Source organism: Streptomyces sp. NPDC006516 (genome assembly GCF_040611875.1).
Classification (GTDB): Bacteria; Actinomycetota; Actinomycetes; order Streptomycetales; family Streptomycetaceae; genus Streptomyces.
Genome location: NZ_JBEXPD010000003.1, coordinates 396,257 through 419,650 on the forward strand (window position 1 = coordinate 396,257; position 23,394 = coordinate 419,650).

19 protein-coding genes and 5 pseudogenes are annotated in these 23,394 nt (G+C 68.0%); 7 read left to right on the forward strand and 17 right to left on the reverse strand.

What is annotated here, in order from left to right:
- Positions 1–220: 220 nt before the first annotated feature.
- From ABZY45_RS13855 to ABZY45_RS13875, 5 genes are all read right to left on the reverse strand, one after another.
- Positions 221–682, reverse strand: coding sequence for a hypothetical protein (locus ABZY45_RS13855; protein ID WP_234460750.1), 462 nt, complete (start codon positions 680–682; stop codon positions 221–223).
- A complete protein-coding gene (locus ABZY45_RS13860; protein WP_356739500.1) occupies positions 679–2,760 on the reverse strand; it encodes a polymorphic toxin-type HINT domain-containing protein in 2,082 nt (693 codons plus the stop codon). The genes ABZY45_RS13855 and ABZY45_RS13860 overlap by 4 nt, the downstream gene beginning before the upstream one ends.
- Before the next feature lie 449 nt (positions 2,761–3,209).
- The gene (locus ABZY45_RS13865) at positions 3,210–3,434 is read right to left on the reverse strand and encodes a hypothetical protein (protein ID WP_356739502.1); all 225 of its coding nucleotides are present in this window, start codon (positions 3,432–3,434) and stop codon (positions 3,210–3,212) included.
- A gap of 285 nt (positions 3,435–3,719) precedes the next feature.
- Positions 3,720–4,880 (reverse strand): serine hydrolase domain-containing protein, encoded by a 1,161-nt coding sequence (locus ABZY45_RS13870; RefSeq protein WP_356739504.1) that lies wholly within the window; start codon positions 4,878–4,880, stop codon positions 3,720–3,722.
- A 58-nt stretch (positions 4,881–4,938) separates the two neighbouring features.
- The gene (locus tag ABZY45_RS13875) at positions 4,939–6,027 is read right to left on the reverse strand and encodes an alpha/beta hydrolase-fold protein (protein ID WP_356739506.1); all 1,089 of its coding nucleotides are present in this window, start codon (positions 6,025–6,027) and stop codon (positions 4,939–4,941) included.
- A 182-nt stretch (positions 6,028–6,209) separates the two neighbouring features.
- On the opposite strand from ABZY45_RS13875, the gene ABZY45_RS13880 reads away from it, so the two are divergent.
- On the forward strand, positions 6,210–8,771 hold the full coding sequence (locus tag ABZY45_RS13880) for a helix-turn-helix domain-containing protein (protein ID WP_356739508.1): 2,562 nt from the start codon (positions 6,210–6,212) through the stop codon (positions 8,769–8,771).
- 153 nt (positions 8,772–8,924) lie between these two features.
- Here the strand turns inward: ABZY45_RS13880 and ABZY45_RS13885 are convergent.
- Positions 8,925–9,616: pseudogene (locus tag ABZY45_RS13885) on the reverse strand (MFS transporter); the annotation flags it as partial.
- A 185-nt stretch (positions 9,617–9,801) separates the two neighbouring features.
- A complete protein-coding gene (locus ABZY45_RS13890; protein ID WP_356739510.1) occupies positions 9,802–10,254 on the reverse strand; it encodes a contact-dependent growth inhibition system immunity protein in 453 nt (150 codons plus the stop codon).
- Positions 10,255–10,310: 56 nt separating this feature from the next.
- Here ABZY45_RS13890 and ABZY45_RS13895 point away from each other — a divergent pair.
- Positions 10,311–10,412: pseudogene (locus ABZY45_RS13895) on the forward strand (HNH endonuclease); the annotation flags it as partial.
- A 36-nt stretch (positions 10,413–10,448) separates the two neighbouring features.
- Here ABZY45_RS13895 and ABZY45_RS13900 read toward each other — a convergent pair.
- Positions 10,449–10,625: pseudogene (locus ABZY45_RS13900) on the reverse strand (oxidoreductase); the annotation flags it as partial.
- Positions 10,626–10,694: 69 nt separating this feature from the next.
- Here ABZY45_RS13900 and ABZY45_RS13905 point away from each other — a divergent pair.
- Entirely contained in the window at positions 10,695–10,913 is a 219-nt protein-coding gene (locus tag ABZY45_RS13905; protein WP_356739512.1) for a hypothetical protein, read from the forward strand.
- A 149-nt stretch (positions 10,914–11,062) separates the two neighbouring features.
- On the opposite strand, the gene ABZY45_RS13910 is transcribed toward ABZY45_RS13905, so the two are convergent.
- The gene (locus ABZY45_RS13910; protein ID WP_356739514.1) at positions 11,063–11,413 is read right to left on the reverse strand and encodes a MerR family transcriptional regulator; all 351 of its coding nucleotides are present in this window, start codon (positions 11,411–11,413) and stop codon (positions 11,063–11,065) included.
- A gap of 55 nt (positions 11,414–11,468) precedes the next feature.
- Here ABZY45_RS13910 and ABZY45_RS13915 point away from each other — a divergent pair, with 55 nt between their 5' ends.
- Positions 11,469–12,056, forward strand: a complete 588-nt coding sequence (locus ABZY45_RS13915; RefSeq protein WP_356739516.1) for an alpha/beta hydrolase — start codon at positions 11,469–11,471, stop codon at positions 12,054–12,056.
- A gap of 140 nt (positions 12,057–12,196) precedes the next feature.
- Here ABZY45_RS13915 and ABZY45_RS13920 read toward each other — a convergent pair whose 3' ends face one another.
- The 3 genes from ABZY45_RS13920 to ABZY45_RS13930 form a co-directional block, all read right to left on the reverse strand.
- Positions 12,197–12,727, reverse strand: coding sequence for a hypothetical protein (locus tag ABZY45_RS13920; protein WP_356739518.1), 531 nt, complete (start codon positions 12,725–12,727; stop codon positions 12,197–12,199).
- Between the two features lie 478 nt (positions 12,728–13,205).
- Positions 13,206–13,898: a restriction endonuclease gene (locus ABZY45_RS13925; protein WP_356739520.1), complete on the reverse strand. Its 693-nt coding sequence runs from the start codon at positions 13,896–13,898 to the stop codon at positions 13,206–13,208.
- 55 nt (positions 13,899–13,953) lie between these two features.
- The gene (locus ABZY45_RS13930; protein ID WP_032769956.1) at positions 13,954–14,163 is read right to left on the reverse strand and encodes a hypothetical protein; all 210 of its coding nucleotides are present in this window, start codon (positions 14,161–14,163) and stop codon (positions 13,954–13,956) included.
- A gap of 538 nt (positions 14,164–14,701) precedes the next feature.
- Here ABZY45_RS13930 and ABZY45_RS13935 point away from each other — a divergent pair.
- Together ABZY45_RS13935 and ABZY45_RS13940 are read left to right on the forward strand one after the other, a co-directional pair.
- Entirely contained in the window at positions 14,702–15,373 is a 672-nt protein-coding gene (locus tag ABZY45_RS13935; RefSeq protein ID WP_356739522.1) for a DNA alkylation repair protein, read from the forward strand.
- Positions 15,374–15,577: 204 nt separating this feature from the next.
- Positions 15,578–16,177: pseudogene (locus ABZY45_RS13940) on the forward strand (ATP-binding protein); the annotation flags it as partial.
- A gap of 171 nt (positions 16,178–16,348) precedes the next feature.
- On the opposite strand, the gene ABZY45_RS13945 reads toward ABZY45_RS13940, so the two are convergent.
- Both ABZY45_RS13945 and ABZY45_RS13950 read right to left on the reverse strand, forming a co-directional pair.
- Positions 16,349–17,113, reverse strand: coding sequence for a GNAT family N-acetyltransferase (locus tag ABZY45_RS13945; RefSeq protein WP_356739524.1), 765 nt, complete (start codon positions 17,111–17,113; stop codon positions 16,349–16,351).
- An 85-nt stretch (positions 17,114–17,198) separates the two neighbouring features.
- Positions 17,199–17,540, reverse strand: coding sequence for a hypothetical protein (locus ABZY45_RS13950; RefSeq protein WP_356739526.1), 342 nt, complete (start codon positions 17,538–17,540; stop codon positions 17,199–17,201).
- Between the two features lie 891 nt (positions 17,541–18,431).
- Between ABZY45_RS13950 and ABZY45_RS13955 the strand changes: the two genes are divergently transcribed.
- Positions 18,432–19,643: a serine hydrolase domain-containing protein gene (locus ABZY45_RS13955; protein ID WP_356739528.1), complete on the forward strand. Its 1,212-nt coding sequence runs from the start codon at positions 18,432–18,434 to the stop codon at positions 19,641–19,643.
- Between the two features lie 52 nt (positions 19,644–19,695).
- On the opposite strand, the pseudogene ABZY45_RS13960 reads toward ABZY45_RS13955, so the two are convergent.
- The 3 genes and pseudogenes from ABZY45_RS13960 to ABZY45_RS13970 all read right to left on the reverse strand — a co-directional run bounded on the left by ABZY45_RS13960 (position 19,696) and on the right by ABZY45_RS13970 (position 23,391).
- Positions 19,696–20,230 (reverse strand): annotated as a pseudogene (locus ABZY45_RS13960) (GNAT family N-acetyltransferase).
- A gap of 94 nt (positions 20,231–20,324) precedes the next feature.
- Positions 20,325–20,693, reverse strand: a complete 369-nt coding sequence (locus ABZY45_RS13965; protein ID WP_356739530.1) for a VOC family protein — start codon at positions 20,691–20,693, stop codon at positions 20,325–20,327.
- A gap of 736 nt (positions 20,694–21,429) precedes the next feature.
- A complete protein-coding gene (locus ABZY45_RS13970; protein ID WP_356739532.1) occupies positions 21,430–23,391 on the reverse strand; it encodes an ABC transporter ATP-binding protein in 1,962 nt (653 codons plus the stop codon).
- Between the last annotated feature and the right edge of the window lie 3 nt (positions 23,392–23,394).

A 23,394-nucleotide genomic window follows, 5' to 3' on the forward strand; every position in this document is an offset into this window, starting at 1 on the left:
CAAACCCGTAACGCCCCCTCTTCAGGTTGCGCAGGAAGGGGCGTCACGCGATCTCTCAGCTTGGTTCCCGATCGCAATTCACGGACCGTATTCGGCTCCGCGTTACCTACTCAGGAAATTCCGAATCTTGCCGCTTGGCCGCCTGGCTGCGAACAACGATTGGAGACCAGTGAGAACGCCCCGCCGATTCCCCGGCGGGGCGTTCTCACTGGTTCTGTACTTAGCTTGACGGAATCGTCACGACCGTCACTTGTCCATCCATTAGGCATTCGATGAGCACCGAACCGCCAAGCGGATGGATCCAGAAGTGCGGCCCGGCATCCAGGATGTCCCGCGCATGTCGCACCGCAACATCCGCAGGCATGGTCACCGCCGGCATCAGATAGTTGCCCCAGATGACGGCGATCCGCTCACCCCGCTGTACGTACGAGGAGAGCAGCTCCGCCGCCATCCTCGTCCAGTGCTCCTCATCGTCCCACCAGAGGCGGTCTTCAAACGGAGTGGACTCGAAGTCGATCACGTCGCCGGTAGCAGCCGGAAATCTGCTCAACGTCGCCGCCGCCAGCGCGCGGTTCTCGGCGAGATCCAGCTTCATCACCTGTCGGCCGTCGTCGTCACGGGGGTCATTCATGAAGTCCGGAAGGTATTCCGGATGACTCCCATAAGAACTACCGTCGGTCATACGTTCCGCCTCAACCACGTTGAAATACCCCCGCTCCCGCCAGGGAACCTTATCGCCCATTTTCGAACCGCCGCACCCTTACCCGTCATCACATTGATGTGCGGGCCGATTCGGTCGTCGGTATCCAGGCGGAACGACCTGTATTCCCCACCGCTGGTCGCGGTGAACCCGGTATCCCTACCGAATGTGTCGACCGCAGACTCCATCGTCCCCTGCCGACGCTGCCACGAACCGGTATCGATGGGCCCCACGGTGTCCAGGGCCTGGTTTCTGGCCTGTTCGAACGAGTCCGCGTCCAGGACAACCTCGCTGCGGGGCTTCTCCGGGTCGCACCTGCAAAGATCGGAGTGTCCGGGTTGCGATCCACCACAGTTGTGAACCAGGACCGGCGTGGCCCCCGCCAGCACATAGTACGTATGCAGGCCAATGACGGTGAGGTCGTGTGTGCGTTGCGGGCCCTGCTGATCCCGGACCTCGGTAATGGCCGCGCCGGCGCCGTTCGGCGTGCGCAGTGTGTCGCCCACCCGGAGGTCACCAGCGTTCTTCCACCGCTGGCCGTACCCCTCCAGCCAGAACGGGTGATTGTCCGTCGCCGTGACCGTGGCCGGCCCATGGTCGGTGGTGACAGTGAGCCGGGTGAAGTCCTTGTCGCCCTCGGTTGTGATGGTGTTGGTCACCGGCCGGGCCGCCGTGACCGACCGCTCCGGGTCGGTGGCGATCACCCGATCCCCGATGCGTATGTCCTCGATGGCCCGAGTGGCGCCGCCGGCGAGCAGCACCCGGGTGCCGGACGGGAAGCTGTGGGGCTTGGCACAGGTCGCGGCGTCGCGTTCCCGCCGCCCGCGGTCGGCGAGATTCCGCGCCTCGACCTTGGCGAGCGCGCGGGCGTCGATCAGGGTGCTGGCGCGGAGCGGGTAGGTGAGGCGGACTTTGCAGCCGCAGCGATCCGCGTCGGCCTGGGCTTGGGCCTGTACACGGGCCGCAACCGAGGCGTAGAGCGGTCCGGCTCCGGGATTGGAGCACTTCAGGGTGCCCGAGACGTCGTTGCCGCGGACAGGGAAGGTGCGTTGCGGGCTGGTGCACTCGCCGGCAGGTTTGCCGTCGATGGAGAACGTGGCGCTCATCACCGCGGTGACTTCGCCCTTGCTGACGCGTTCCTTCCGCGCGATGGAGCTGACCGAGCCGGTGAAGTTCTGGGTGGCGGTGCAGCCCGAGGGGCTGCAGTCCATCTCGCCCGCACCGTCCAGGGTGAAGGAAATGCCCCGGTCGGTAGCGTCCTTGAGCTGGTCGGCGTACTCGACCAAAGTGTCGAACATCTTGTCGGCGGCGTCGGCGAGGATCGGGGTCAGGTCCATTCCCTCGCCGTCGCCGGATGCCAGTGGCCCCGTGGTCACTCTGGGGCGAGCTTCGGGCACTTCTCCTTTCCCGATCTGCTCCCTCATGTCGGAGAGGCCTTCACGGAGGTCGTACGCCTCCAGGCGCAGTACGCGATGCGGCGCGGCCTTGGTCACCAGCAGGCGTCCCGCCGAGGTGTTGACGCCGAGTGCGGGTGTTCCGTTCACGTTCGACGGACGCCGCTCCGACGAGTTCGTGAGCCCGGAGCCCTTTGCCCGCGGTGACTTCTCCAGGTCGGTCAGGGCCTTGTCCAGCACGGCGGCCAGCTTCGGCGGGGCGACGGTACGCGCCAGCGCCTCGTCCACGAGTTCCGAGCCGTCGTCCAGTCCCACGATCCATTCGCTGGGCGGGGCCTTCGCGCCTGCCTTCACGTCTTCCGCGGGGGCGGGGTCGTGTTGCCACCGCGTGAACGTCTTGCCGCCTATGCGCAGTACGTCCCGCCCGTGGTCGTTCCGACCGGACGACGTGCTGCCGAACTGGCTGCCGCTCGCGGTGACGTTGATCTCGTTCTCGGTGATGCCGAAGGCCGAGGTGTCCTTGTAGCGCAACCCTGGCGCTGTGGCCAGCTCGTCGACCGCTTCCCTGAACGGCCGCAGGTCACGGTGCGCGGTCTGCGTCTCCTTCGAGTCGGAGGACGAGGACGTGAGCGACAGAAGCCCGCCGATCAGGGCGAGAACCAGCACCGTGAGACCGCCCAGGACGACAGCACGCCGGCGCCCGGGGCTGGCCCGTAGCAGCCCTGGTAGGGAGGGGAACCACGAGCTCGATGAGGCGTTGGGCGTCCTCCCCGGCACCGTGGGCGGGGGTGGTGGTCCCGGAGGGGGCGTCGTCGGCTCTGCTGCCGCGCTCGGCATCACCGGACCGTTCGGCGCCTGTGCTGGGTCCGGTTGGGGAGTGAGACCGGGGTCATTGTCGTCCGCCATGGCACTGTGACCTTTCGTGTGTCCGGCTGAAGTCCCGCGAGGGCGTTCGCTCTGCGCGTTCTCCAGCGCGCGATTGCAGACCGTGCCGCGTGGACGAGCGAGGGAGCCGTGTGGAGCCCATGCCGCCCGGATGCATGTCCGCGGAACGCGTCGCCCCCCTACGGGAGGTGCGGCCCGTCGCGACGCAGGTCGCTCGGGCTGCTGGTGGCCTACCGCTGGCAGGCGGCGACGATGACAAGCAGGAGGAACGCGATCCCGAGCATCGGCAGGCACCCGAGGGAGTTGGGGTTCTTCTGGTTGATCTCGACGATGCCGCCGAGTGCGAGTCCGGGGTGGTTTTCGGCGTAGTGGGCCGCCGCGAGATCGCCGACCTCGGATTCGGTGGTCCACCGGGTGGCGAACCTGCATTCGCCGCACCGGTACCGGTGTGCCATGTCAACTCCTTGGTGCCGCGGGACATGGGGGATGAGGGAGGAGTGCGTAACACCGAGCGCCGGCGTACGAAGAGCCGGCCCGGAGGGCGCGCTCGCAGGCAAGGGGAGGGAGAGAGGTGAGTGCGCGGCAGAGCGTGCTGGACGGGTGGCCGGTGTGCGCTCCCCTGTTGCGTCGGCTGCCTGCTGCTGGGAGAAGCGGCCGACGACGCGCACACCGGCCACGTCAGGTGGTGGTGATTCGCTGCGATGATCGAGGACTCTGCGCGCGAACGCCGGGTGTCAGCGTCAGTCGCGCTGCGGTGCGTCCTCGCACAGCGCCGTGTCCAGCAGCTGCATCAGCTGCGGGTCCGGGCGCTGGCCGACCTGCACCAGCAGGTTGGTGACGACGGAGGCGTAGCGGCCGTCGTCCATGGTCAGGGTGAAGGTCTGGTAACCCGGGACACCACCGGAGTGGCCCCGCGCCGTACCGCCGCAGGAGGGCCCGTACGTCTGGAGGCCCAAGCCGTAACCCGTGCCGGTGTTCACCTGCCGTGCGGTGCGCATCTCGGCGAGGCTCTCCGCGGAGAGGACTTTGCCGGTGGCCAGCGCCTGGTAGAAGGCGCTCAGGTCCTCCAGCGTGGAAACCATGGCTCCCACGCTGCTGTACAGCGAAGGGTCGTACGAGACCGCCGGCACCCACAGGTAGAAGGAGCCCACCCGGACGCCGTGGTAGCCGTTGACGGCCGGCGTGGGCAGGGCGCGGTCACCGGGTGCGGGGAAGAGGGTGTGGGACAGGCCCAGGGGTTCGATGACGCGCTCGGTCACGGCCTTGTGCACCGGCTGCCCCGTCAGCTTCTCGATGAGCATCCCTAGGATGTAGTAGCCGGTGTTGGAGTAGGTGAAGCCTTCACCGGGGGTGGAGACCGGGGGTGAGGCGTCCAGTGCGTACCGCACCACCGTCGCCAGGCTGAAGGTGCCGTCCGGGTTCGACGGGGGCGTCTTCAGCCCGGGGGAGGGGGAGTAGGCGCCGAGACCGCCGGTGTGCTGGAGCAGCTGGCGCACGGTGATGCGGGTGCCGTCGTAGCCGTTGCCGGTGACGACACCGGGCAGGTAGTCATCGATCGGCGCGTCCAGGGAGACGCGGCCTTCCTCGGCCAGCTGCAGCACCACCACCGCTGTGAACGTCTTGGTCTGGCTGCCGATACGGATGTGTTCGTCGGCCTTGATGGGACGGTTGGCGTTGACGGTTCCCGTACCCGCCGACAGGGTCCAGGCCTCGCTGCCGTTTCCGGCGTGGACGGCGGCGCCGGGCCCCGCCGCCGCCTGGAACGCCTTGAGCGCGGCGAGCGTGGCGGAGTGGTCGGACTCGGTGGTGGCGGCGTGCGCCGCAGAGCTGGACAGCGTCAGTACCGTCGCGCACACGGCGCCGATGACGGAGGCCAGTTTCGTACGGTTTCGGGTGGTCATTCGGTGTCCGCTCCTCGGAGAGGTCTCGCTCGGTCGGGTTTGTGCCGGTCCTGCCGGCTCAGTTCTGCGCGGCGGCCTCGAAAGCGGCCTCCAGGCGCGGGATGTAGTCCGCGTAGGCCGGGCCCCAGCACCTGTAGGTGTGGCTGCCGTCGCACTGGGGGGACAGGGAGGCGCCGTTGCCGTAGTCGACGAGCCGGCTGGGGATGCCGAGCTGGTCCAAGCGGTTCTTGACCGTGCGGGCGGCCGTCGCCGTGTTGGCGTCGATCACGCCCTGGTCCCCGCTGTAGAGGGTGACCTGGGTGTTCTTGAGCTTGGACAGGTTGGCCGGGGCGGCGGGGTCGTAGGCGTTCCAGCGGTGGTCCGCGCCCAGGACCGGATACGGCGAGCCGAAGACGGCGTCGCTGTCGACGTACGGTCCGTAGGTCGGGCAGCCCTGGCTGCTCGACGTGCTGAGCGCGCACCAGGCGCCGGGCAGATTGAGCTCCGTGGCGAGTACGGCCGCGCGGACCGTGGCCATGGAGAAGTCGATTCCGCCGGAGAGGGAGGAGGTGTGGCCGAAGAGGTCGGGTCTGGCCTGGGCGTAGTGGAGTGCGCCTGATCCGCCCATGGACAGCCCGGTGACGGCCCGGTGTTCGCGGTCAGGGAGGGTGCGCAGGTTGGCGTCGATGTAGGGGACGACCTGTTCGAGGTGGAAGGTCTCCCAGTTGGCCGCCCCTACGGCGGTGTTCTGCATGTACCAGTCGGCGTACCAGCTCTTCAGACCTCCGTAGGGAACGACGGTGATCATGGCATCGGAGTGCAGGGCCGGGGCTGCGGCGGCATCGTCCACGTTGCCGCCGCCCCCATGGAGGAAGTACGTGACGGGCCATCGCCGGTCGGGATCGTCGGCGTACCCGCTGGGCAGGAAGATCCGGATACGGTGCGGGCCGGCCACCTCCGGTGTGGTGACGGTGATCGTGAAGTCGGTGCTGGAGCGTACTTCGGTGGCGTCCGCGACCTGGCTCAGGCCGAAGCCGTCCGTGAAGTCGACGCCGGGGACGGCCGGGGAGTCCGCCCGGGCGGCCGATCCCAAGGACACGGCCGGAAGCAGTGCCGCCGCGAACAGGACGCCGGCGAGGCGACGGTGGCGGGCTGATGAAGTTCTCAATCCGGTACTCCCTTGTGCGAGGTGGCCGACGCTCCGCCGGCATGACCACGATGTGGCCCACCGGGTTCGGAGAACAGGGCATGTGCAGGTCAGGGGGAGGTCATCTGCGACCGGTCATCCGTGACCGGTCGTCTCGATACGCTCGGGGGGTACCGGTGTCCACGGAAGGTGAGAGTCCGCCAGTGAGCAATGAGTTAGGCACGCGTATGCGTCAGCTGCGCAGACGCGCCGGCCTCACCCAGGAGCAGTTGGCGGAGCGGGCCGAGGTGAGCGTGAGCACGATCGGCCGGCTGGAGAACGGCAGACTCCCCGAGCACCGGCTGAGGACGCTGCAGAAGGTGGCGGAAGTCCTGAACGTGACGCCGGAGGAGTGGCAACGGCTTACCGCGGCCCTGGACGGGACACAGCCGGCCCTCGCCGATCCGGCCGAGGTGCTGACACCCGCCGGTACGCAGGGGGAGCCGACCTCCGCTGCTCAGCCCGAGGAGCTGGCACCGCCCGGTCAGCCGGGGGAACCGGCATCGACCGTTCAGCCCCGGACTCAGGCGGCGACCCCTGCACCTGCCGCGCCGCTCCCCGTACCCGGGCCAGCCGTGACGTCGGCCGGGGCGTCGCCCACCGGCCCGCTTGCCGAAGCCGCCGCCTCACTGGCCCGCGAGGTCGGCCGACGCGGGCAGCGGGAGGAAAAACATCGTCGCGTCCATGACCCGTTCCCCCTACCCGTGCGATACCAGTCGGCTCCCGCCGTCCTGATGGACCGTCCGGAGAACATCCAGCGCCTGCAGCCGGGAGTCCCTGCCCGGGATCTGGACCTGAACGGCGACCTGCGGACGGTCGCCGACACCTATCGGAATATCGAGTCGCAGCGACTGGTCATTCTCGGTCGCGCCGGCTCGGGAAAGTCCATCCTGGCCATCAAGTTCGTCCTTGGGCTCCTCGCGGCTCCGACTTCCTCCCTCCGGGTGCCGGTCATTCTCAGCATCGGATCGTGGGACCCGCTGACCGTCACACCACGAGACCTGTTAATCGACCATCTTCTACGGGACCACCCGCATCTGGCCCGTACGACTCCCGAGGGTGCGACGCTGGCCGCCGAACTCGTCGACTCCGATCTGATTCTGCCCGTCCTGGACGGTTTCGACGAGCTTGCCGAAGCCCTGCGCGGCCCCGCGCTGGAAGCACTCAACGCCACGTCCCATCCATTGGTGCTGACCAGCCGACGGGACGAGTACGCCCGAGCGGTCCGCGACGTGCACGCGCCTCTGGTGCTGGCAGCCTGCGTCGAACTCGCCGACCTGACCGTCGAGGATCTGGCCGCGTACCTGCCCCGGACCGACCGCCTCGGAGACTCCCTGGGCAGTGGCGGCGCCACAGGTGTGTGGGGTGCCGTTCTGGACGAACTGCGCCGCGACACCCCGGCGAGCAGACAGCTCGGACAGGTCCTGGGCACGCCCCTGATGGTGACCCTGGCGCGGACGATGTACAGCGAGGTGCCCGGAAACGACCCCGTTGAACTGCTCGACACCGTGCGTTTTCCTACCGGGCGCCACCTGGAGGAACATCTGCTGGCGAACTTCGTGCCCACGGTCTACCGGCACCGCACCCCCGAACGGGACGACTCCGCCCCCGGACAGCGCAACCGCGACCCTGGCCAAGCCGAACGCTGGCTCGGCTACCTCGCCCACAGCCTGGCCACCGGTGCCCACGACAGTCGGGACCTTGCCTGGTGGCGGCTCGGCGCATCCGTACGGCTGCCGATGCGGGTGCTGCACACCGCGCTGCTCGGCGGACTGTGCATGTTCGCGGCCAACGGGCTTGTGATGCTTTTCGCCGTTTCTGTCGGGTACATTCCGCCTGTGCAGACCTCACTGATGCTTGAGGTGGCGGTGTTCGGGCTCTGCTCTGCGGTCGTCTTCGGTCTCGCGCACTGTGCCCTCGCCGCGGCGGGCCGTGCCGTGGCCGTTCCCACCCAGGTACGACTCAGGCTGGCGGCCGTGGCTCCCGGGATCGAGCACAGGCCGGTTCGGGAGATCCTCACGCGCTTCGGGGTCGGGCTCCTGGCCGGCTCTGTGCTGGGAGTCGCACACGCCTGGACGACCGCGATGTTTCGCGCGTTGGCCGGAACCGTCCCGCACGCGGATCTGATCGGAGCGGCGCTTCAGGACACGCTGGCCCTGGCACTGATCTTCGGTCTGACGGCCGGCTTGACCTTCGGACTCGTCGCAGCCTTCGAGGCCCCCGTGGACATCGCCGCCGCGGCCACGCCGATGCGACTGCTGTCCGTCAACCGGGCAGCCGCCACCCGGCAGTTCCTCGTGCTTGCTGCCGGTGTCACTGCCGGACTCGCCGTCTGCGGACACGTCGTCGTCGGCCTGCTCCAGCAGGTGCTGCCCTGGACGCTGTTGTGGCCGCTGGACGAGGCTCTGCTTCTGGGGGCGGTCGGCGGGCTGGGCGGCTCGGCGGCGTACGTGCTCGCCCTCACGGCATGGGGGCAGTGGCTGACGGTGGCCCGGTTCTGGCTGCCGCTGACGCGCAGACTGCCGTGGGACACCGCCGCCTTCCTGGACGACGCCTACCGTCGGGGGGTGCTCCGGCAGGCCGGTGCCGTGTACCAGTTCCGGCACATCCGGCTCCAGCAACACCTCGCTCGCGTCCACGGCCGCTCCGGCAGTGTCAGCAGCCACGTGAAACCGGGCCTGAGGCGTCGCGCAGCCCAGGAGAGGGCGTCGTCGGATGGCCGTTGAGGGTCTGCTCGGCGGCGGTGGTCGGGGCGCGCGGGATCCGCTGCGGACGCGTTCCCGTCGGCCCCGTCCTTGTCGCGCCGGTCAGCGCAGTCACGGAATACGGCGTGTAACCCGGGCGGATTTGCATCGGACCGTGGCACGGCTGCCGCGCTGTCAGCCGGGCGATGGCCATGCGGACCTGGGGGCGGTGAGGCAGGCAGCAGCGGAGATGAGGGCGAGTCCGAGGAAGACGTGGGGGTGACCGCCGAGCCGCAGGGCCAACGCGGCGCCGGCGAAGGGTGCGAGTGCTGAGGCGGTGGTCGTAGGTGCGGCGAGAAGCCCCGAGAGGCGGCCGTAGTGGGTGGCTCCCCAGCGGTCGGTGATGGCGGTGCAGCGGGGTGAGGTTGCTCCGGACCATGCCGGCGGCGACGGAGAGAGCGACTACCAGTGGGTAGGGGCCGGGGAGCAGCGCCAGGGCGGCCGTGGTGGGCCCGGCGAGCGCGATGAGTGCGACGGTTCGCGGGGTGGGTGCGGCACGGCGGGCGAGGGTGGCGTACAGGGTTCGGCCCAGGGTCTGCCCGGCGCCGCCCAGCCCGAGTGCCCAGGCGGCCTCGGTGGTGGTGTAGCCGCGCTCGATGAGTAGGGCACCCGCGAGACCAAGACGGCGGAAACGGTGGGGCGGCGAGGGTCAGAGAGACGGCCAGCATCCGGAACGGCCGACTGCGGGCCACGGTGGCGGCTCCGACGGTGACGTGGGACGGGGCCGGGGGACCCGTCGGCCACGGGGCGCTCAGGGCAAGGGCGTGGGCGGGGATGGTCACCGCGGCGCTGAGCAGTTCGGCTGCGTGCAGCAGGAACGTTGTGCGGAGGGGAAGCATGGTGGACGTCGGGGGATGGATCAGGGAGCGCAACCTGCGGTCGTTGCCACCGACTGGGAGAGGGTGACACTGGCCCGTGAAGGGATCCGGCCGTCCGCCAGCCCGTGCTGGCCCCTGGCACGGCCCGTCGGCCACCTGCTGGTGGCCCGGCCGGCCAGGCGGCCCAGGGAGATTCAGCGAAGCGGTTCGGGCCGCACGGCGAAACGGGCTAGCTCCTCGGTGGCTCCACGGGGCAGGTCCGCGACCGCGGTCTTCGGCAGTGTCGTGATCACGGCGCGCAGTCGGGCGCTCAGATCCGGTAGCGGGACCCAGGCCGAGGGCGGAGAACCGACGACGGTGAGCAGGAGGTCGCCCTCGTAGAAACAGGCGTCGAGCAGGGGCTCTTCAAGTAGCAGGCGCACCGCGAGCGGCAGCACGTACGGGAGCGCCACCTGCTGGGCAACGAGCATCCGCAGGTCTGCGGGTCCGAGTTCGCCCAGGCGTACGCCCCGCAAGGCATGCACCGTGCGTACCAAGCGGGTGGCGTCGGCGGCGGGAGGGTCCCAGCGGGGCGGGTCCAGCTCGTCGAGCGTGCGGTCCAGATGCAGGAGATGGTCCATGAGGCCCCATTCTCTGAGCGAGCTCATGGTCCGGTCTCCGCACCCCCTGTGCGCGGCTTCGGCGCGCTCTCCCTCACCGTCGTTCGCTCGTCGCGGTGTCGGCTCGTACGAGCAGGTCGAAGGCCGACCAGGACCCCGCCCAGTGGCTCCCGCCGGCCCCGGACGCGCACTGCCGGTACGTGGCGCCGACCACGGCGTCCCTGGAGTGGCCGAGCACGCGCGTGGCTGCCGAGCGCGTAGAGGAGCGTGTCGTAGCCGAGTTCGCCGCCGCCCTCGGCGTCGGCCACGGCGACGACCTGGCGCTCGGGGTCGACGGCGGTGACACAGGCCAAGCGCAGCCGTATCCCCGTGCCCACAAAGACGTCGGCGAGCTGTGGAGTCTCGATCTCCTGGCCCGCATAACGTGGATGCGCGCGCACGACACCGATGCCAAGGCCGGCACCGTTAACCCCCTTGGGAAGGGCGCGATGTCCGACACCGAAGACGTGGGCGTGCGCAAGATTGACGAACGACATAGGGGCACCCCCCCCGCGCTCGTGTGGGACGAGCGGCACAGGTGGCACGCCGCCACCGCCCGCCGCCACCCCCTCACCAAGGGCGCAACCCCGCCCCCGCCCGGCGACGGCATCCGCTACCTTGCAGACGGCACCCCCACAGAAGCCCTCATCACCGCTCTCACCGCCTAGCTGTTGCTGGCCATGACGTTGTTGCCATTAGCCGGGCTGAGCGTGGAGCTGGGCGAACGTGACCAGACGGGAAACGGTTCGGAAACTAGTTCGGGCCATGCACCGCTGGTGTAGACAGTTCCTGTTCGCCACGACAGCATGTCCCGTCTCTAGCGAGCGGAGGTGAGTGCCGAAAGTTGCTGCCGAGTCTCCCTGAGCAAGGCTTCCTTGGCATCAAGGCGTCGCGCCAGGGCATCCAGCTCGGCGCGAAGGTCGGGGCACATCTCAAGTGACACACCGTGCTCACCCGAACGAGCGCAATCGAGGTAACGGCGGATGGTTGCGGTCCCGAGGCCTGCGGCAATCATCGTCTTGATCTGGGCCACGCGCGCGATGTCGGAATCGGTGTAGGCCCGGTAGCCGTTCCGGTCGCGCTCGGGGACCAGGAGCATGCAGTCTTCATAGTGGCGCAGCGCTCGCGCTGTCACCCCGGTCAGCTGGGCGAGTCTGCTGATACGCACGGGTCCTCCTACGATTTGACCTTCACGCTGGCGTGAAGCCGTACCGTCCAGCGCCATGACACTGAAGACAACCCAGCAGCGGGCCACGATCATCCACGGCTATGCCGCAACGCCCGAGGACCATTGGTTCGGATGGCTGGCCGCGCAGCTCGACGCCCGTGGAATCTCTACGACCGTTCCCGCCCTTCCGGACTCCGAGGCACCTGACCCTGATCGCTGGCTGGCGGCCGTCGCAGCCAGCGTCGGTGCGCCGGATGAGGGCTCGACCCTGGTGGCGCACAGCCTCGGCTGCATCACGGCGCTGCGCCATCTCAGCTCCCTGACAGGTCCGTGGCGTCTTGGTGCGCTCGTGCTCGTCTCAGGATTCGTCGACACGCTGCCGGCCCTTCCGGCGCTGGACGCTCACGTCGGCAAGCCGCTGGATCTAGCCGGGATCCGCAACCACATCGACAGACTCACCCTGATCCGATCGGACGCGGACCCTTACGTACCACCGAGCCACACCGACCGTCTTGCCGACCTCCTGGGGACATCGACCCAGGTCATTCCCGGAGCCGGCCACTTCCTCGCGTCCGACGGTGTGACGTCACTCCCCGCGGCCCTGGCGGCGATCGCATCGTCCAGAGGGATGACGGAGAGCTGACGAGCCGTGCCACGCGACCGTGAGGGTTCCTTCGAGCCGAAGGCCGACGCGGCGATGCGCCGCCGTTTCGCCTTCCGCCGACTCTCCCCTGAGAAGCCGCCGGTGCAGGGTCTGCTGGCCCGCTGGCTGCACGCCCGAGGTCACTCCGACACCCCGGCCCGCCTGCTGGACGTACTCAACGACCGCCTCGGGGAGGCGGGCCGCGCCATCGGCCCGTCGTATCTGATAAAACCCGCCGCAGTCCGCACTATGTCGAGCCGGTCTGCGGCGACAAGGCACGAGACCGGCTCCGACCCGCCGGCGTTCGCTTCGAAGGCGACCAGCACGGGCGGCCTTCCACCAAGCTGACGTGTGACCTTCAGCAACTCCTCGGGCGTGGGCGCGCGGAAGAACGGATCGTGAAAGTCAGCCGGGCAGCTGACGAAGACCGGGTCGGTGAAGGCCAGTTCCAGCCCGTGGTGATAGCTGAGGTCGGAACCCGCCGCAAGTCGGAACTGACCACCGTCCCAAGCGAGGACGTCCCAGTCCCACCAAGACCCTTCAGGGACCTCGATCGCGGCATGAGGGTGTTCGATGTCCACCTTCAGACCTTCAATCTTTTCGAACAACCGACAGGCTACACAGAGGCGTGGATCACCCAGCTTGACGAGAGAGATCCCTGAGGTGTCCATGCGGTCAGAGGACCAGCTACCCTGCCGCCCTCACCCGCGCCTCCGCCGCCTCGCCACGGTCATCGCCCTTGCCGCCGCGTGACCGCAGCGCTCGCTGCCCTGAACGCCTGTTCTGACCCCCCATACCGGTTTTGCGACTGGTGACAGTTTTCCTACGGGACCCCGACCACTCCACGTCACCCAGGGCGTTCCGGCGGTCCCTGCCCAACGCAAGGCCCGCCGCGAGCACGAGAACCGTGTCAGCGTCCTCGGAGCCTCAGCTTGACCATGATCATCGGCTTGGTGTTAACCGTCGTGCCGATGTTCCCCGAGGCCGGGCAACGGCCGGTCACTCCTGCGGAGAGTGGCCCAGGGCAAGGTGCCCAGTCGGTGTTCACGCCGACTGAACTTTGATCGTTCTCAGCGCCAACGGGCTGTACCGATGTTCCCTGAGGCCGCAGAACTGGCCGCATCACCACTTCGTCGTCCGGCACACGGGCTACCGGCCTTTGCGAGGCGGTGGAATCTGTGGGAGGAGCTCCCACAACGGACGTGTGCCGCTCGCCCAGGCCGCGAGGGTGCGCCGATCGGCGAGGTGCATGTGCAGCTGCTTTGCCAGTGGCGCGCATCGGGTGGAGAAGCGGCCGTTGGTGACGACCAGGACGACGTCGGCTCCGTACAGCTGGCGGGCGGTGCCGTTCACGCGCTGGAGGTCGGGGGTGCCGACGGCTGAGCCGCGGTCGCCGTCCTTGCGGTGCTTGGCCTGGATGACCCAGGTGCGCCCGAGGGGGTCGGTGGCCAGGACGTCGGCGCCGTTGTCGCCGGCCCCGCCGATCTGCCGGGCGTCGGTGCACCCGTCGCGGCGCATCAGGTCGCGGATGGCGTACTCGAAGTCGCGGTGGTGCAGGGCGTCCAGTTGCGGAAGCGCGTAGCGCAGTGCCTGTTGCCGTACCCGTTCCCAGGCCTGCTGCTGGCGATACCGGTGAGTCCACACCGTCCCGCCCACGGTTGCGAGGGCCCCCAGGACGATCAGCGCCCACCAGTTCACCAGCAGCCAGGAGATCACCGCCCAGACCAGCGCGAGTCCTGCGGCGGCACCGAACCCGAACAGGAGCAGCTGGGTGTCGCGGCGCTGCTGCCGGCGCGAGCGACGCCGACGCGGGGGCGCGCTGCGGCGGGATGGACGGCGCACCGCGGGCCGGCGTCGGGACGGGGGGCGGCGGTTGGCCATCGGGCGCGCTCCGGTTTCAGCGGGAGGAGTCGGTGATGCCGGAGGCGAGCTGGCCCAGGAAGTCGCCAATGCCCTCGCCCAACGGGGTCGGGGCGATAACGACGCCTAGAGCGAGCACGATGATCACGGTCAGCTTCTCGTCGTTCCGGCTGCGGGACTCGGTGCGTCGGCGCAGCCGCAGCAGGACGATCACGGCGAGCAGCACTCCTACGTTGATGGTCAGCATCCCGCCCCGCCCCTTGATCACCCTCGGTACCGTTCCGACCCCCTTATGTATCCGCAACCTGAACCGTTGCGCCTGTCAGTTGCAGGATGATGACGCAAAGTGACTGGTTGGCCAGATCTGTCATGAGGGGGTTGCTCTTTGGGGCTGCCCAATGGGCTCGCCGCCATGAGCAACGCCCTTCACCAGCAACTGGCCACCCATGACCGGGCGGTGGGCATCGCCGTTCTACCTACCCGGAGAAGCCCGGCGACGAGCACGGAGCACGCGAGTTGGCGGGGCGCTAGCTGGCTCGGCACGCCGCGAGCCTGCAGGACCCCCTGGCGCCACGCTGGACGACTATTCCTCCGACACAACGCATGAGAAGCGGTGCGCTACCACCGTTGAGGCTCGACGCAATAATGGGAGTTGACCAGGCACGCCATGACCAGATAACGGGCACCGATCCGTACTGGTCAGCAGTCGGGCATGAACCGGGTTTCCTCGATGGAGGCCTGCTTGCACCGTGGGGTGCGCCTACATGAGGACAGGAGAGCGCGAGATGCCCGAGGCAACGGTGGCCGGCGTATTGGCCGAGCTCGGCGAGCTTGAGGACCCTAAGATTCGTGCGGTCAACGAGAAGCACGGCGACGATCACGGTGTGAACCTGGGCGCGCTGCGGTCGCTCGCGAAGAGGCTCAAGACGAACCAGGACCTGGCCTGTCAGCTCTGGGAGTCGGGTGACGCCGCGGCGCGGCTTCTCGCGCTCCTGATCTGCCGTCCGAAGGCCTTCACACGCGACGAGCTGGACTCCATGTTGCGCCAGGCGCGCGCGCCCAAGGTGCACAGCTGGCTCGTGAGCTATGTCGTCAAGAAGAGCTCGCACGCCGAAGAGCTGAGGCAGACGTGGCTGGCAGATCCGGACCCCACGGTCGCCGCCTCCGGGTGGGAGCTGACCACTGCGCGTGTGCTGACGAAGCCCGAAGGCTTCGATCCGGCGGGCCTGCTCGATGTCATCGAGACGGAGATGGGTGGCGCCCCGGACCGCCTGCAGTGGGCGATGAACCACTGCCTGGCCCAGATCGGGATCGAGTACCCCGCACACCGGGCTCGCGCCCTCGCCATCGGTGAGCGCCTCGGAGTGCTCAAGGACTATCCGACCTCGCCGGGTTGTACATCTCCGTACGCGCCCGTCTGGATCACCGAGATGGTGCGTCGGCAGCAGAAGAGTTGAGTTCCGGCGCTTGTGGGGAACGGGCAGAGCCCGCACCCGCGTGAGCGAGCCCATCGGCTCTACAACACAGGTCCTTGACGGCAAGCCGGCACCTGACCGGCTCTCAGGCCTTTCTTCGATCCATGGGCGGAGGACCGCGGCGCAGAAGAGCACTGGTAGCTGACGCCCCACCGTGTCGTTCACGTTCTTGATCGTGAACTCTGGAACCGCGACCGCGACCCCGGCCTGACCATTCTGCGGGACGTCCTGACCGACCAGCCCCGCCGAACTCTGGAGGAGACCTGCAGCGCCGTCATGGGAGGCACTTCAGCCTGAGCACCCCATTGACGACATTGCGCTACTGGTGGCCCGCACTCGTGCGCTGGGCTCGGACAAGGTCGCGGTCTGGGATGTATCGAGCGACCCCGCCACCGTCTCGCGTGTCCCCGCCGAAACCACTCAGCGGTTGGAAACCTGGGGCCTGGAAGAGCATACGTTCGCCACCGAACTGATCGTCAGCGAAGTGGTCACCAATGCCATCCTCTACGGCACCCAGCCCATCCACCTGAGGTTGCTCCACGACACCAGGAGTTTGATCTGCGAAGTCTCCGACGCCAGCAGCACTTCCCCCATCTACGTCGTGCAGCTACCACCGACGAAGGCGGACGCGGACTGTTCCTTGTTGCCCAGTGCTCCCAGCACTGGGGTATCAGATACACCCCTCGCGGCAAGGACATCTGGACCGAGCAGTCCCTGCGTGACCGGGCGACGTCGCCCACGGTCACCGAGGACGAACTTCTGGACCAGTGGACCGACGAAGAATAGAGCGACGCCGGTAATGCGTGGACTGCGCCGACGCCCGCTGAGGACTTGCGGGCAGCAAGTCGTGGCCGGGCTGAGGCCGCCCCACCGCTTCCACTTGAACCAACACCCCGCAATCGTCCACGGCAGCACCGCGTTACCCAACACTCCCGCCAGGCCAAAGCCTGTTCAAAGCTATCCGGCCTGAATGGCGTCCGCCGGAACCTCGAAGATGATCGTGAGTCCGTCGCGCTCGTCCCCCTGCTCGCCGATGCGCGTGAAGCCGAAGCCCTCGATGCACGCCAGGGAGGCGGTGTTGCGGGAGTCGATCCTGGCGCGCACGGTCCTGACGTCGGGGTCGGCCGCGGCCCTGACGAGCAACGCCTTCAGCATGGCGCGGGCATAGCCCTGGCGGCGGTACCCGGGCACGACGGTATAGCCGACCTCGACCATGCCGGCCTCATCCGGCGGCCCGTGGAACCCGGCGTCGCCAACGACTACCCCGTCCGGCTCGGACACCGCGGCACGCGTGATCCAGGGCGCGGCAGAGGGGTCTTTGGCGAGCTGGTCGGCCCGATAGCCGAAGATCCAGCGGGCTCGCTCACCGACAAATTGTGCGTCAAGGGCGACCCCGGCCTCGGCACTGCCGCCGGCGATGTCACCGTCAGCAAGCGCCCGTAGCGCCTTTGCACTGAGTTCGACGAAACGGACGCGTTTGGGGGCGGAGAGAGGTTCGTTGTTCATCGCGGTGATGCTCACCCAGAGCCGGAGAGCTGTCCACGGGTTTACGGCCTTGGCGGACATGGAGGCGGCCGCGACACCTACGCTGAGACCCCTCTCGCTATCGTCCAGCTCGTCTCCGACCGATCCGCGCGGCGATCCACTCAGCGCCGGACGAGCACCGAACTCGTTCTCGTCCGCGACACCGGCCGCTGGCTTCGTCGATCTCTTGGAGATCAAGCGCGGTCTTTGTGAGGACGATCAAGGGCGTTCAGCCCCGGTGACGCAATGTCATCTGGGACAGTGGCCGACGTTCAGGACGGGGTTATCGGAGAGGTCCTTGTTCGTCGATGAGCACGGTGGGCGTGGACAGGAACACATCGGCGTTCACGGGGCCGTATGCGAGGGTGAACGTGTCCAGCCAGTACGACCAGCCCCGAATCCCCAGGGCACTACTGAAGCGGTAGTTGAGCTGCCGACGCACCCCCCGGGGGAGGGCGAGCCGAACTGCCGGGGGCTGCCGTGGCCGGGGCGGCAGGGCAAATAAGGGCTGGACTCGGGAGAAGACCCGCAGCCGTCCGTCGGCTACCCGGAGCTGGGCACCGACCCCGCGGCGGTCTTCCAGGGCGTCGTAGGGCTCGAAGCCGTCACGCTCATACATGGTCATCACGTGTGCGGAAGTGGTGGTCTCGGCAGGCGGGAGAGCGAAACCAATCGGGCCCGCATTCCTACGCGAGGCCCCCTCCTCTCCCCGAGACTCCTTTGTCCAGGAAGTCCGTATCCACTGGACGGTGATCTCCATGGCGTGCTCCCGCCCAGTCGTCGAGGAGTTCACCCTGTGCGCCCCTCGGAAATCACCGGACCTGCCTGGCGTTCAGTGGCTGTGCTGACGGGCGGGTGTAGGTCAGGAGGACGCGCTTACGGGGAGCGGGAATTTGGAACATCTGGCGCTTGATCATCTTGATGTGATTGACCCGGCCCTCCACCGGACCGGAGTTCCAGCAGGTGGTCAGGCCCTGGACGACCGCGTCCGCTCTTCCACATGGCACGTCCGCGCTGGCCGGCGCCCCAGGAGCCGATCAGGTCGCATTGGGCGTCCGAGAGGCCGATCGCCTCGCGGGTGATCAGCAGGGGGCGGGTGTCCTGGGTCGGTGGATCCGTGTCTCGTGCAAGGAGATCAGGTCCGTGGCGATCGCCACGGCCTCCGAACCAGTGAAAATTGGCGAGCACCATCATCACCGTGCCTGGGCTCGGGAGGGGTTGCTGGAGACGACGTCTGAGCATCGCACCATAGGCGGGACCGCCCTTGCTGAGTTTCCCATCGGAATGGCCTCCTCACGTTGCGGGCCTGCGACCTGACGGGGCCTCGGCAAGTGCAGTACCGGCAGCTCAGCTCCCCGCCGCCGACCACCCTGTGCGTTATGGTTCTGGCCGACACTTCGTGGGCCCAGGACGCTCTCCGGGCCGAGAGTTGCACGACTTTTACTGTCAGGCACTTGTCCCGGCTTGCCGGCGACAGCCGTCAGCGTCTTCACCCGATCACGTCAGAGAGAATCGGATGCGCATCAAGAACGCGAGCGTCGCGCTCGCAGGCACCGTCATGATGACAGCCTTGGCCGTCACCCCTGCCGGCGCCGCCACCACTGTCCTCCCCAGTCCGTCGGTCACGGGCGTCCTCGCCGTGCAGAAGCAGGCGATGGCGCAGGGCGCGCCCGGCGCGCTCACCCGCATCGATTCCGGTGCCTCCAGCTACCGGATCGCCTCGGGCAAGGCGGACACCGCGGCCGGTACCGCGATGGACGCGAATCGCAAATTCCGTGTCGGCAGTGTCAGCAAGAGCTTCACCACCGTCGTGCTCATGCAACTCGTCGCCGAAGGGCGCGTCGACCTCGACGCGCCGGCGAACGACTACCTGCCCGAGCCGCTGCCGGATGACCGCGTCACGGTAAGGCACCTGCTGAGCCACCGCAGCGGACTGTGGGACTACACGAACGACATGTTCTACTACACCGTTCCCGGCTTCGAGGCGGTTCGGAACAAGGTGTTCTCCTTCCAGGAGCTCATCGACCTGTCGACCGCGCACGAGCCCACCGGCGCACCGGGGGCCGCTTACAGCTACTCCAACACCAACTTCGTGGTGCTGGGCCAGATGATCGAGCACCTCACAGGGGTGCCGATGGCCACTCAGTACGAGCAACGGATCTTCCAGCCGCTCAACCTGAGGAACACCTCGTACGTGCATCCGCTGACGACCCTCACGGGGTCCTTCGCACGGGGCTACGTACGCGACGACGACACCACGCTCCCCATGGTGGACTCCACCGAGCAGACGGTCTCCTGGGCCCAGTCCGCCGGTGCCGTGATCTCGAACGGCGCAGACCTGAACCGGTTCTTCACCGCGCTCGTGTCCGGCAAGCTCGTCCCCCAGCCGCAGCTGCGGGAGATGATGAGCATGGTCCCGGTGAACGCGGACGGTACCCAGTCCTACGGCCTCGGCCTGCGGGGCAGGGCGCTCTCCTGCGGTGTGCAGGTCTACGGTCACACCGGCACCGTGCAGGGCTACTACACGTACGCCTTCACGACCGCCGACGGCAAGCGCAGTATGACGTCGATGGCCAATACGTCAAACAATGGCACCGTCAACACAGGTCTCGCAGGCACGCTGGAAGCCGCTTTCTGCGGTGTCGACCCCGTCAACAGCAGCAAGCACTTCCGCGCCGCTGGTGCATCGTTCACCGAGGACATTGCACCCGGCGTCGTGCGCCACTGAGACGCTGGCGCGTCCGTAAGAGGATCGGTCTGCCCTTGCCCACAGAGCGGCACTACCGGTGCAGGCGTGCAGACCGGATCTTCCGAATCCAGCGGATCAAGCGATGCCCCGGTCCATGCGTTCCGTCACCGGCACCAAACCCGTCCGCTCGGGGCTCGGCGAATCGGGCTGCGGACCCGGGCGGACCGGTACCAAAGACGTAGTTCTGTGGCCGCCCGTCACTCGCTACGATGAGCCGAATTCTACTCGGGCGGCCGTCGCCCCTGCATCGCTCCTGTACGGGGCGTGACAGGGGCGACCGCTCTGCGACAAGGAACGTGCCGATTCCGCACGACTGCAATGCGGGGTGGACGGGCAGCTGCCCCAGAGTGCCCGGCCCCATTCTTGACCTGGTAGTCGACGCCACCTTTCGCCACAGGGATGCCCGTTGCAGGGCAGACCGCAAGGTAGTCGACCTCGCCGGACCGGACACGTTCCAACTGCTTGGCGACGCCGGCCAAGTGGTGGTTAGAACGTGCCCACTTGCACGACGCCAGGTCCGCATGCACCAGATCACGGGCTGACAACTGCAACACCAAGTTGATCATCTTCAGTACCCCCGGCGAGCCAGCACCCATGCCCATCACACAGGGCGCAAAGCCGTTTCCTCTGCCCACGCTCCTGGATCACGGGGGAACAGTGTCACCGGGCCGGGATCGACTGGGTGAGGTTCACCGGATTGCCGTCGGGGTCCTGAATGTGGGCGACGCGCTGTCCCCACGGCATGTCGCTGGGACCGCTGCGGACCGATCCGCCCAGAGCCTCCACGCGGCCGAGCGTCTCGTCGACATCGTCGACACTGATGCTGAGCAGCATCCGCGGTGCCGCCCCGGTTTCCAGGTCCGTTCTGGTTACCAGCCCGAGGTCGGTGTCGCCGATGCGCAGGCCGCGGTAGAAGGCCGGCCCTTCCTCCGGTACCCGGAAGACCTCCTCGGCGCCGAACAGCTTCGTATAGAAGCCGAGCAGGGCGTCCTGCTCGGCAGTCAGGATCACTGGCTGGATGGTGGACATGGCACTCCTCTCAAGAATGGTCGTGTCGCCGGGTAGACCGTTCGCAGAAGGTGAACTCATCGGCATGGCCGCCCTGCCGGACGATCTACGCCCCAGACGGCCGCCCAAGCCCGGAGTGAACATCCCCGAGAACCAGTGACACCACCTTCGGGACCTGCGGTTTCAAGTTGGCGGTGGCTCGGTGGCTTGGCTACCCCCCAACGACTGGCTGCACGCAGATCGGAGATGGAGGGCATGCTGTCGATCGCTTCGTCAGCACGACCGTGCCTGACGAGGAGCGCGGCCGCCTGCCACGCGTCCACGTCGGCATCTGCCTTGAGCAGGCTGAGAGCCTCGTCGACGCGCCCGCCTGTTCCAGGACCCAAGCGATGCTCGAAGTCAGTCCGTACAGGCCTGACGGCAGGGTCTCGGCGTAGGCGAGGGCTTCCTCGATCCGGCCTTGTCGCCGCAGAAGCTCGATCAAGGGCCAGCGGAAACGGTCCCACTCGTCGGCCGCGATGAACCGCCGTCGGCTTCGCCGGCGCCCCCGGGCAGCGGCCACGAGTCGTCCTTGCGGTAGGTGGGGCGCACAATCAGGACCCGGCCGACATCGTCGGTGATGATCGCGGCTGCGCCGAGCCACGCAGCGTGCCGGGCGGCGGCGTACTGCGCTGCTGACAGGACGGACTGCGAGGCAACTCGTGCTGACGGGGGAGAGAGGAGGACATGGCTTGGCTCTGCCTTTCGGTGGGGCGGGTCATGCCTTGTCTACGACGCTGGGTGAAGCAGGCTTTGGGACGTTCGGGGCCGGGGCGTACTGGGCGGCCTGTGTGTCGAACATGGCGGCATACCGGCCACGTGCGGCGATGAGGTCGTCGTGCGTGCCGTGCTCGGCGAGGCGCCCTTGGTTGAGGACGTAGATGTGGTCGGCATGGCGGACGCCGGACATGCGGTGGGTGACCAGGACAACGGCCCGGTGCGGGGCGGCGAGGCGGCGGATGCGGTCGAAGGCAGCGATCTCGGCTTCGGGGTCGAGCGCGGAGGTCGGCTCGTCGACGATGAGGACGCTGTCCTCCTGCGATGTTGAGCTGCGCCAGTGGGTGCGGGCTAGGCCCACCTTCTGCCATTCGCCGCCGGAGAGCTCGATGGCGCCGCGGAACATGCGGCCGAGCATGCTCTCCAGACCGTTGGGGAGTTTGGCGGTGACGGATCCGGCTCCGGCGTAGTCGATGGACATCTGCAGGTCATGCATAGAGGCGTCGTGGCCGGGGCGGCCGATGCGGATGTTCATCGCGGCGGTCACGGGCCAGCGCTGGAAGTCCTGCGTGAGAAGCGAGACGCGGTCGAAGACCTGGGAGCGCTTCAGCCCGGAGACATCGAACTCGCCCCACCTCACCGACCCGGCGTGAGGGAGGAGCAGACCGGACAGGATCTTCATCAAGGTGCTTTTGCCGGAGCCGTTCTCGCCTACCACGGCGATGACCGACCCCATGGGGAAGGTGAGCGTCACGTCGTCCAGGGCCGGTGCGTCGCGGTCGGGGTACCGGTAGGTGACGTGTTCAAGGGAGACCTGCTTGACCTGGGCGGGGACGGGTCTGCCGGTGTGGGGGATGGCACGTTGCGCAGCTTCGACCAGGAACTGTCCATGGTCCCGGACGTAGAGGGACTCTTCGTGCAGCTGGTTGATGTTCATCACCAGGGCACCCAGGCTCGCTGACCCGGTCCGTACCGCGATTACGGCAGTGCCGGCGACGGCGAGGCTCATGTGCCCGGCCATGATCAGCCAGATCATCGTTCCGTAGGTAGCTGCCATTGCCAGTCCGGACAGTGCGGAGGCGACCCATTCGGTGACGGCCTTGCTGGAGGCCAGACGTTCCTGCTCCGCCTCTGCGCTGTCGGCCATGCGCCGGTACCGATCGAGGAGGAATGGACCGACGGCGTGGATGCGCACTTCTTGTGAGGCGGTGCGTTCGGTGAGGAGGTTGCCGATGAGGCGACTGGCCCGAAGGTGCTCGATCCAGCTCATCACCGACACGTAGCGTTCCTGTGCCACCCGCATGGCGCCCCACCCGCGGGGTGCGGCGATGACCAGCAGCATGGGCAGCAGTGCCGGATGCAGGATGGTGAGCACACCGGCCGTGGCGATCAGCGAGATACTGCTGTTCAGCGCGGAGACACAGGCGCCGATCATGCGGCGCGCGGAGGCGGGCCCGTACTGGGCGATGTCGATCAGACGACGGAAGTCCGGGTCGTCGATGGCTTCGAGTTCGACAGCGGTGGCCGCGGCCAGGTACTGGGTGGTGGCGATCCGTTCGACCTTCGGCTCCAGGCGGCCGGCCTGAGAGGTCGACCAGCCGGCCAGGGCGGAGTTGACGACGGCTACGCCTGCGGCGGCGAGCAGTCCCGGCAGCACGGCGTGCAGCCGCTCGACAGCGTCTCCGGCCCCTAACAGCGCGTGCATGACCGCGTTGATGACAAGCAGGCCGACCGCGGCGGCGATGCCCTGGCCGAGTTCACTGATCGCCACTGCCACGAGCGCGCGGCGATCCGCGCTCCAGGCCATCCGCAGGGCAGCGCCGACGAGTCTGGGCATCTGGCGCAGCGCCGACCGCATGGTCAAGTCCAGCCCCGCGTGCTCATGTTGGGACCAGCCCATGTCGTAGCGCAACGGCCCGCCGAAGAGCTCGCGCTCTGCCTCGGAAACCTGGGGATCCGCCATGCG

Bases quoted from the DNA above. Each gene is read 5' to 3' on its own strand.
- ABZY45_RS13855 (WP_234460750.1), bottom strand. From the start codon at position 682: ATGACCGACGGTAGTTCTTATGGGAGTCATCCGGAATACCTTCCGGAC.
- ABZY45_RS13865 (WP_356739502.1), bottom strand. From the start codon at position 3,434: ATGGCACACCGGTACCGGTGCGGCGAATGCAGGTTCGCCACCCGGTGG.
- ABZY45_RS13870 (WP_356739504.1), bottom strand. From the start codon at position 4,880: ATGACCACCCGAAACCGTACGAAACTGGCCTCCGTCATCGGCGCCGTG.
- ABZY45_RS13890 (WP_356739510.1), bottom strand. From the start codon at position 10,254: ATGAGCTCGCTCAGAGAATGGGGCCTCATGGACCATCTCCTGCATCTG.
- ABZY45_RS13905 (WP_356739512.1), top strand. From the start codon at position 10,695: ATGTCCGACACCGAAGACGTGGGCGTGCGCAAGATTGACGAACGACAT.
- ABZY45_RS13915 (WP_356739516.1), top strand. From the start codon at position 11,469: ATGACACTGAAGACAACCCAGCAGCGGGCCACGATCATCCACGGCTAT.
- ABZY45_RS13920 (WP_356739518.1), bottom strand. From the start codon at position 12,727: ATGGACACCTCAGGGATCTCTCTCGTCAAGCTGGGTGATCCACGCCTC.
- ABZY45_RS13930 (WP_032769956.1), bottom strand. From the start codon at position 14,163: ATGCTGACCATCAACGTAGGAGTGCTGCTCGCCGTGATCGTCCTGCTG.
- ABZY45_RS13935 (WP_356739522.1), top strand. From the start codon at position 14,702: ATGCCCGAGGCAACGGTGGCCGGCGTATTGGCCGAGCTCGGCGAGCTT.
- ABZY45_RS13950 (WP_356739526.1), bottom strand. From the start codon at position 17,540: ATGACCATGTATGAGCGTGACGGCTTCGAGCCCTACGACGCCCTGGAA.
- ABZY45_RS13955 (WP_356739528.1), top strand. From the start codon at position 18,432: ATGCGCATCAAGAACGCGAGCGTCGCGCTCGCAGGCACCGTCATGATG.
- ABZY45_RS13965 (WP_356739530.1), bottom strand. From the start codon at position 20,693: ATGTCCACCATCCAGCCAGTGATCCTGACTGCCGAGCAGGACGCCCTG.
- ABZY45_RS13970 (WP_356739532.1), bottom strand. From the start codon at position 23,391: ATGGCGGATCCCCAGGTTTCCGAGGCAGAGCGCGAGCTCTTCGGCGGG.